The sequence below is a fragment of the Streptomyces sp. MS191 genome, assembly GCF_008042125.1.
In the GTDB taxonomy this organism is placed as follows: Bacteria; Actinomycetota; Actinomycetes; order Streptomycetales; family Streptomycetaceae; genus Streptomyces.
On sequence record NZ_RDBI01000076.1, the window covers coordinates 18,820 to 26,050 of the forward strand.

Annotated in this window: 8 protein-coding genes and 1 pseudogene; 4 read left to right on the top strand and 5 right to left on the bottom strand. The window is 72.8% G+C overall.

The window, feature by feature from the left end; genetic code table 11:
* Together EAO71_RS33665 and EAO71_RS33675 are read right to left on the bottom strand one after the other, a co-directional pair.
* A partial coding sequence (locus tag EAO71_RS33665) for an acyl-CoA dehydrogenase family protein (RefSeq protein WP_147981633.1) occupies nucleotides 1–280 on the bottom strand: 280 nt, incomplete at its 3' end.
* A 443-nt stretch (nucleotides 281–723) separates the two neighbouring features.
* Nucleotides 724–1,380: a 4'-phosphopantetheinyl transferase family protein gene (locus EAO71_RS33675; protein ID WP_147981625.1), complete on the bottom strand. Its 657-nt coding sequence runs from the start codon at nucleotides 1,378–1,380 to the stop codon at nucleotides 724–726.
* 173 nt (nucleotides 1,381–1,553) lie between these two features.
* On the opposite strand from EAO71_RS33675, the gene EAO71_RS33680 reads away from it, so the two are divergent.
* Nucleotides 1,554–2,780 carry a hypothetical protein gene (locus EAO71_RS33680; protein WP_147981626.1) on the top strand — a complete coding sequence of 409 codons (1,227 nt, stop codon included), beginning with the start codon at nucleotides 1,554–1,556 and terminating at the stop codon, nucleotides 2,778–2,780.
* 198 nt (nucleotides 2,781–2,978) lie between these two features.
* Here EAO71_RS33680 and EAO71_RS33685 read toward each other — a convergent pair whose 3' ends face one another.
* From EAO71_RS33685 to EAO71_RS33695, 3 genes are all read right to left on the bottom strand, one after another.
* Nucleotides 2,979–3,239 carry a twin-arginine translocase TatA/TatE family subunit gene (locus EAO71_RS33685; RefSeq protein WP_147981627.1) on the bottom strand — a complete coding sequence of 87 codons (261 nt, stop codon included), beginning with the start codon at nucleotides 3,237–3,239 and terminating at the stop codon, nucleotides 2,979–2,981.
* Between the two features lie 138 nt (nucleotides 3,240–3,377).
* A complete protein-coding gene (locus tag EAO71_RS33690) occupies nucleotides 3,378–3,740 on the bottom strand; it encodes a DUF4180 domain-containing protein (protein WP_147981628.1) in 363 nt (120 codons plus the stop codon).
* Between the two features lie 157 nt (nucleotides 3,741–3,897).
* Nucleotides 3,898–4,650: a TetR/AcrR family transcriptional regulator gene (locus tag EAO71_RS33695; RefSeq protein ID WP_147981629.1), complete on the bottom strand. Its 753-nt coding sequence runs from the start codon at nucleotides 4,648–4,650 to the stop codon at nucleotides 3,898–3,900.
* A 128-nt stretch (nucleotides 4,651–4,778) separates the two neighbouring features.
* Between EAO71_RS33695 and EAO71_RS33700 the strand changes: the two genes are divergently transcribed.
* The 3 genes and pseudogenes from EAO71_RS33700 to EAO71_RS39385 form a co-directional block, all read left to right on the top strand.
* Nucleotides 4,779–6,281 (top strand): MFS transporter, encoded by a 1,503-nt coding sequence (locus EAO71_RS33700; RefSeq protein ID WP_147981630.1) that lies wholly within the window; start codon nucleotides 4,779–4,781, stop codon nucleotides 6,279–6,281.
* 137 nt (nucleotides 6,282–6,418) lie between these two features.
* Nucleotides 6,419–6,913, top strand: coding sequence for a hypothetical protein (locus EAO71_RS33705; protein WP_147981631.1), 495 nt, complete (start codon nucleotides 6,419–6,421; stop codon nucleotides 6,911–6,913).
* A 123-nt stretch (nucleotides 6,914–7,036) separates the two neighbouring features.
* Nucleotides 7,037–7,198: pseudogene (locus tag EAO71_RS39385) on the top strand (ABC transporter permease); the annotation flags it as partial.
* Between the last annotated feature and the right edge of the window lie 33 nt (nucleotides 7,199–7,231).

Genomic DNA, 7,231 nt, shown 5'->3' on the forward strand with positions numbered 1-7,231 from the left:
CCGCCGGGATCAGCGAGCTGCTGCCGCACGCCCGCGCGACCTCCTCGATCACGATCACCGTCGCCAGCGCGTCCGCCCCCGCACCCCCGTACGTCTCCGGCACGTGCACCGCGTGCAGATCCGCCGCCACCAGCGCGTCCAGCGCCTCCTGGGGGAACCGCCCCTCCTCGTCCACCGCCGCGGCGAACGGCGAGATCTTCGCCTCCGCCAGCGCACGGACCGTCTCCCGGAGCATGTCGTGCTCCTCGGACAGGCGATACAGGTCGAAGTCCTTGCCCATGATCTGGAGCTCCCCTTGAAGGCTTTTGGCACTGAGTACCCTCAGCAAAACACACTCAGTGCCATGATGCCAGTAGCCTGGGAGCGGGGCCGGTCACGCACGGCCGGGACGGCGCTCTGAGGTGCGGCCCGCGGGCATACGGGGGCGGTGCCCTCCGGGCCCTGGAGACGGCGCGGTGCGCGGACGGCGGGACGCCCGGGCATCGGGCGGTCGCCGACGGGAGAGGGGAAAGCCGCGCAGGGGACGGCCGCGCGGAGACGGCCGGGTGCGTCGTGCGCCGAGCGGCCGGCGAACCCCGGATCGGCGACCGCTTCGACGGCGGCAGCGCCTCGTCCTCGAGGGCATCGGCTTCCAGGGCAGGCCCGTCGGCTCCGTCATCCCGCCCCGCGCGGCGAAGGTGCGCCCGCCCGGCCCCGGCCGGCGAGCGCGGCGGGGCCGGACGTTCAGCGGACCAGGGCGACCGCCGTCGTGATCAGCCCGTTGTCGACGAGCCAGCGTCCGCTCATCGAGGTGAGGGGCCGCCCGTCCACCGGCGGGCCCTCCTGGTGGAGCGTCGCGTGGAAGGCGCGACCGGAGGGATCGAACTCCAGGGTGGCCTCGGAGAAGTCCAGCCAGCGGCGGGCCAGCGGGAACCACGCCTTGTAGACGGACTCCTTGGCGCTGAACAGCAGGCGGTCCCAGTGCACTTCGGGCACGGACGCCGTCAGCTCCGCGATCCGCTCGCGTTCCTCGGGCCGGGACACGGATCCCAGAACCCCTTCGGGCAGCGGGAGATGCGGTTCCGCGTCGATGCCCAGCGAGACGACGTCCTCCACCCGGGCCAGCGCGGCGGCCCGGTATCCGAGGCAGTGCGTCAGCGCGCCGACGACCCCGGTGGGCCAGACCGGTTCGCGCTTCTCGCCGCTCGGGATCGCCACCGGCTCGTACCCGAGGTCGCGCAGGGCGAGCCGGGCGCAGTGCCGGGTGGTGGTGAACTCGCGACGGCGTGACTCCACCGCCCGCGCGATGAGCTCCTCCTCGCCCGGGTACAGGGTCGCCTCCGCCCGGTCCCCGAACGACTCGGAGACCGCCGTGCCCGCGGGAAGAATCGATTCGATCACGGGATCCACCGTATCGGCGGCGCCCCGCTCGCACCGGCGATCGCCCGGATCGCGGCCGTCCGCGGCTGATCCGGCCACCTGGACGCGGGGCGGGGGCGACTGTCGGTCATGTGGGCTTTCCGGCTTGCCCGTTCGCCTGTTACCGGCGGGTCGGGCCTGGCAGGCTTGCCGTCGTGACCTATGTCGTGACGGTGGAAACGCACACGCCGGAGGGCGCTCCGGAACTGGACGAACTGCACCGGGTGGGGGCGACCGCGCTCCTCCGGCAGGGATTCGACGCGGTGGCCGGGATCGAGGGGCCCGACGGCACCGATGTGGACCTCATCGACACGCTCGTGGAGGTCCATCCGAGCGGCGCGGTCCTGCAGGTGTTCGTCGACGCGACGTCGCTGGAGCTGGCGGAGGAGGCGGTCGGCTCCGTGACGGAGGAGGTGCTGGAGCGTTCGGAGCTGCTGGCCGACTGGGTGGTCCGCAGCAGCGAGGTGAAGCTGCACACCGACCGTGCCCGCGAGAGCCTGGAGGCGGCCGAGGGGCCGGACGCGCCGCCGAGCGACCTGGAGGCCCGCCGGGCCCGGCACACGGCCGGGGCCGCGTCGGCCGCCGAGCGGGCGGCCGACGGCACGGACCACCGGGCCGGATTCCGTGCGACGGCCGGCCGGCTGCGCGCCTTCGGGCCGGACGCCTTCGGGGTCCGGCTCCCCGAGCAGGGGCCGGCCCGGGGCGAGGCCGACGCCGGCGCGCCCCGAGGCGGTACGGCGGCCGTCGCCGAAGGCGTCGGGGAGCCCGGCACCGACCGCGGCGGCGCGGCGGGCAGCGCGACCGCCGGTGTGTCCCCGGAGAGCGCCGAGGTCGCGGCGGGGGCGATCGTGCACGCCGCGGAACTCCTCGTCGACGAGCTCTTCGACGACGTCCAGGTGCTGGCCGAGGAGGACGCGAACGCCGCCGCCTGCGAAGGCCACCTGTGGCACCTGGGGGACCTGCCGCCCCGCTACGCGCTCCAGTACGACGAACGGTTCGCCCGGCGCTTCCTGGTGACCGCCGTCGCCCTCACCACCCGCTTCACCGACGGCGGCTTCCGTCGGCTCGGCTGCGTCGCCGAGCAGCTCGTCCTCAAACTGCTGCTGGAGCAGGCGCACATCACGCTCGATCTGTACGACCTGCTGGACGACGGCGTCGTCGCCGCGCTGGAGGTCTTCGCCGCCGGGGTCTACGAGGACCGGGACTTCGAGTGGCTCTACGACGACTCGATGGACGGCATAGACGAGGACCCGGCGGCGGAGTCGCTCGGCATCACCCCGATGGCCTTCGGGACCTGGTTCATGCCCTTCCACGAGGACCGCTACGTCCACCCGTACGCGGCCGACGACCCGCCGGGGGAGACGGCGGACCCGGCGGCGTGACGCGCCCGCCCGGGCCGCGGACCTGCTGCTGTTCTCCGGCCCGTCCGTACCGGACGCCCGTGCGCGGACGCGATCCGGCGCGGCACGGCCGGTGGACGCTCGGCCGCCCCCGTCCGCACCCCTCCCTTGCGCCGTCCGCACCCCGGCCCGGACGGGGGGCGGAGTCGGCGGGCGGTCGGGGTCGGCGTCCCCGCCGGTTCAGTGCCCGGCCGGCCCGCCCTCGGGGGAGCCGGGTGTCCCCGGGTGCGCAGGCGGCGCCTGCGCACCGGCCGGCGGCGTGGTGACCTCGTACACGGCCCGCGGCTCCCGCGACGCGCCGTCGTCCTTCATCGCCCGCTTCTCGCTCTTGAGGATCCGCGCGGCCTTGCCGGCGCTGCGTGCCAGCTCGGGCAGCTTCCTGGCGCCGAGCAGGAGGATGACGACGATCAGGAGGATCGCGATCTCGCTGATGCCGAACATGAGGCTCCGTTTCCGGGTCGGGCAGAGCAGTCTCTGGAACGTCGTGGTGTGGCACCAGCAGCAGCGCTGGAAGTAGAGCTCGGCGCCGGCGGCCGATTCCTCGGTCCGGACGGGACCGGCCCCGGGGGCGGGGTGGGGTCAGTCCCGCAGGCGGTCGCTCAGCTCGTCGAGGTCGGCGACGAACCAGGTCTGCCGTCCGCGGTTGCACTCGCGGACGAAGTCCCGCAGCGCGGGGCTCGCCTCGGTGTGCCGGGAGATGTCGCCGAGGACGACCATCCCCATCCGGTAGTTGACGAACTTCTGGACGATGTCGCCCGCGACCCGGCTGCGGAGCCGGAAGAACGCCTCGTCGAACCGCTCGACGGGCACCACGACCCACTGGGCGCCCTGGTAGCCGGCGTTGCCGATGAGATCCAGGGCGTCGCGTTCCCCGCCGATGGTCTCGCCCTCGGCGGGGCACAGGAGGACGGGCACGTCGTGGATCGTCTGCAGGCTGCTCATGGCACCCGACGCTAGCCAGCGGCGTGGGCGCCGTCGACGCATTTCCCGAGGGGCGGCGCCTGCGGGCGCCGTGGCCGGTGCGGGCGCGCCCGGGCAGGGCGTGTTGCGAAAGCAGCGCCCTCCGCCCCGAGGGCGGGCGGGACTTTCGCAACACCCCCTAGGACGCGTCCCCCGGCCGGGACGCGTCAGCGAGGCGCAGGGCGAGGCCGTCGAGGACGACCTCGAGGCCGTACGCGAACTTGCTGTCGCGGATCTCCACCGGGTCGACGATCGCGTGGACCCGCGCGTCCGCGTAGGCGTCGGCGAGGTGGTCGTGCCCGGCCGCGGCCTGCTGGGCGGCTGGCATCAGCCGGGCGATGAAGTCGGCCTCGGTCTCACCGGAGCGGGCCACCGTGGTGAGCCACGCCGCCTCGGTGGTGCTCATGCCGATGACGTACGACAGCACGGTGTCGATCGCCCGGCTCGGCTCGGGGAAGCCCGCCGAGGTGAACAGCGCGGCCAGCCGCTCGGAGTACGCCATGAGGTTGGGGCCCAGGTAGGCGAGCCCGGCCTGGCCGAGCACCGAGGAGAGCCAGGGGTGGCGGAGGGCCGTCGCCCGGAAGGACTCGGCGGCCTCCGTGGCCGCGGCGCGCCAGTCGGGACCGCCGGCCGGCGGGACGGTGATCTCGGCCGCGACCTCGTCCACCGCCAGTTCCATCAGCTCGTCCTTGGTGGCCACGTGCCGGTAGAGGGAGGTCGCGCCGGCGTTCAGCCGCGCGCCGAGCTTGCGCATGCTCAGCGCCTCGATGCCGTCGGCGTCCAGCATCACGATCGCCTCGCGGACGATCGACGCCCTGCTGAGCGCCGGCTGGTCGGGCTCGCGCCGCTGCCTCGCCCACACCGACGGGATCGGGTTGCTCTTGGCGGCCATGGACCCTCCTGAGGTTGCGTACGWCGTTCGCATCCAGCGTACGGGAAACAAGTCTTGCGTACACCGATCGCAGCTGCGTACAGTGTTCGCAACGAAGGAACGACGTACGCAGGTCGAGAGGAAACCCCATGGAAACCCGTCATCCACGCCGCTGGTGGATCCTCGTCGTGCTGTGCCTCAGCACCCTGGTCCTGGTGGTCGACAGCATGGCGCTGACGGTCGCGGTGCCCTCGATGACCGAGGACATCGGCGCGAGCGCCCAGGACATCCAGTGGATCCTCGACTCCTACATCCTGGTGTTCGCCGGCCTGCTGCTGACCTCCGGAAGCCTCGGAGACCGGTTCGGGCGCCGGAAGGTGATGGTCCTCGGCCTGCTGCTGTTCGGACTCGCGTCCCTGGCGGCGACGGTCTGCGCCAACCCCGCCGAGGTCATCGCGGCCCGGATCACGATGGGTGTCGGCGGCGCGCTGATCATGCCCTCGACGCTCTCCATCCTCATCACCGTCTTCGACGAGGACGAGCGGCCCAAGGCGATGGCGGCATGGGGCTCGGTGTCGATGCTCGGCCTGGTCGGCAGCCCGGTGCTCGGCGGCGTGCTGATCGACCACTTCTCCTGGCACTCGATCTTCTTCATCAACGTCCCGGTCGTCGCTCTGGCCGTCCTCGCCGCGCTCACCCTCATGCCGGAGTCCAAGGGCCCGTGGCAGAAGCCCGACCCGCTCGGCGCGGTGCTCTCCGTGGCCGGCATGACCGCGCTGATCTGGTGGATCATCGAGATCCCGCAGCACGGCGTCTTCGGCGGCCGGTCGGCGATCACCCTCGTCGTCGCCGTGGTCTCCCTGGCCGGCTTCGTGATCTGGGAGAACGTCACCGACGCGCCGATGGTCCCGCTGGTCCTCTTCAAGCACCGCAACTTCAGCGGCGGTTCGCTCTCCCTGACCCTGGTGCAGATCGGCAACGGCGGTCTGCTGCTCGTCCTCACCCAGTACCTGCAGTTCGTCCTCGGCTATTCGCCGATCAAGGCGGGGCTCGCCTTCGTCCCGCTGGCCGTCGCCGCACTCCTCGGCAACGGCGCCGGTGCCGGCCTGGCCGCGAAGATCGGCAACCGCCTCCTGATCCTGGCCGGCATGCTCGTCATGGCCTCGTCCTTCGCCCTGCTGACCACGGTCACCGCCTACTCGGGCTTCACCCTCCCGGCGATCGCGCTCGGTCTGCTCGGCCTCGGTGCCGGCCTCGCGATGCCGGCCGCGGTCGGCGCCCTGATGGGCACGATCCCCGAGGAGAAGGCCGGCGTCGGATCGGCCCTGAACGACACCATCCAGCAGGCCGGTACCGCGCTCGGCATCGCGATCCTCGGCTCGCTGCTGACCAGCAGCTACACCGCCGAGATGCCCGCCGACGCCCCCGAGGCGGCCCGGCAGTCGATCGGCGGGGCGGTCGCCGGCGGCGACCCGGGTCTGGTGGCCGCCGCCCGGCAGGCCTTCGCCTCCTCGATGTCGACCACCTTCACCATCAGCGCGGTCGGTGTCCTGGCCGCCGCGGTCCTCGCCGCACTGGTCATGCGGGACAAGAAACCGGCCCCGGCCGCCGAGGAGTCCACGGTGCACGACACCACCGAGCTCGTCGCCTGACCCGCCCGCTCCGACCCCGTCCGACGCGGAAGGCCGGCACCCCACCCGGGGCGCCGGCCTTCGGCGTACCGCTTCGGGGCGCCCCGCCACCGCCGCCACGCCCTGAGCTGCGGAAAGCGCGCCCAGGAGCCCGTAGAGTGATCATCTTCGACCAACTCTGCTCTCTCACCGGGGGATTCATGCGCTTCAAGTACACCGTGGCCACCTGTGCCGCAGCCCTGGCCGCCGTGTTCGGCCCGCTGGCCGCCACGCCCGCCGCGGCCGCACCGCTGACGACCTCCGACAGCGTGACCGCGACGGACTTCTCCTACTACGGCCGGATGGACATCGGCTGGCGGGTCCGCCCGAACCGGCTCGACCCCATCAACATCACCCTGAAGGACACGGCGACCGACGGCTACGCCATCGGCATCCGCCTCATCACGAACGGCGAGAACGGCCGGATCGAGTGGCGGATGCGGACGATCCCGACGGGCAAGGACACGGCGACCTGGACGACGTACGCGGCGCCCGGCGGCTACATCAGCCTCGCCTACTTCGAGGTCTGCAAGATCAAGGTGAGCACGGGTGTCGTGACGACCTGCCACGCCTCGTCGGTCATGCACGCGCCGTTCGACGACTCCTCCCTCTGACCGCACCACCCGCTCCACGACGAAGGGGACGCCCGSTCASCGGGCGTCCCCTTCGCGCGTCCCGCCGTCCTGTGCCGTCCCCTTCGCGCGTGCCGCCGTCAGGTCCCGACCCCCTTCGCGCGTGCCGACCCCCTGCCGTTCACCCCCGCCATCGAGACCCTGCGCGGCCTGCTGCTCGGCACCGAGATCGGCAACAACGGCTGGATCGCCATCGCCTGGTGCGTCGGCCTCACGGTGCTCGGCTACTTCTGGTCGACCTCGAAGTTCAACAGCGACCCGAGCTGACCGCCATGACCGTGCGGGCCTCGTCCCGCGACC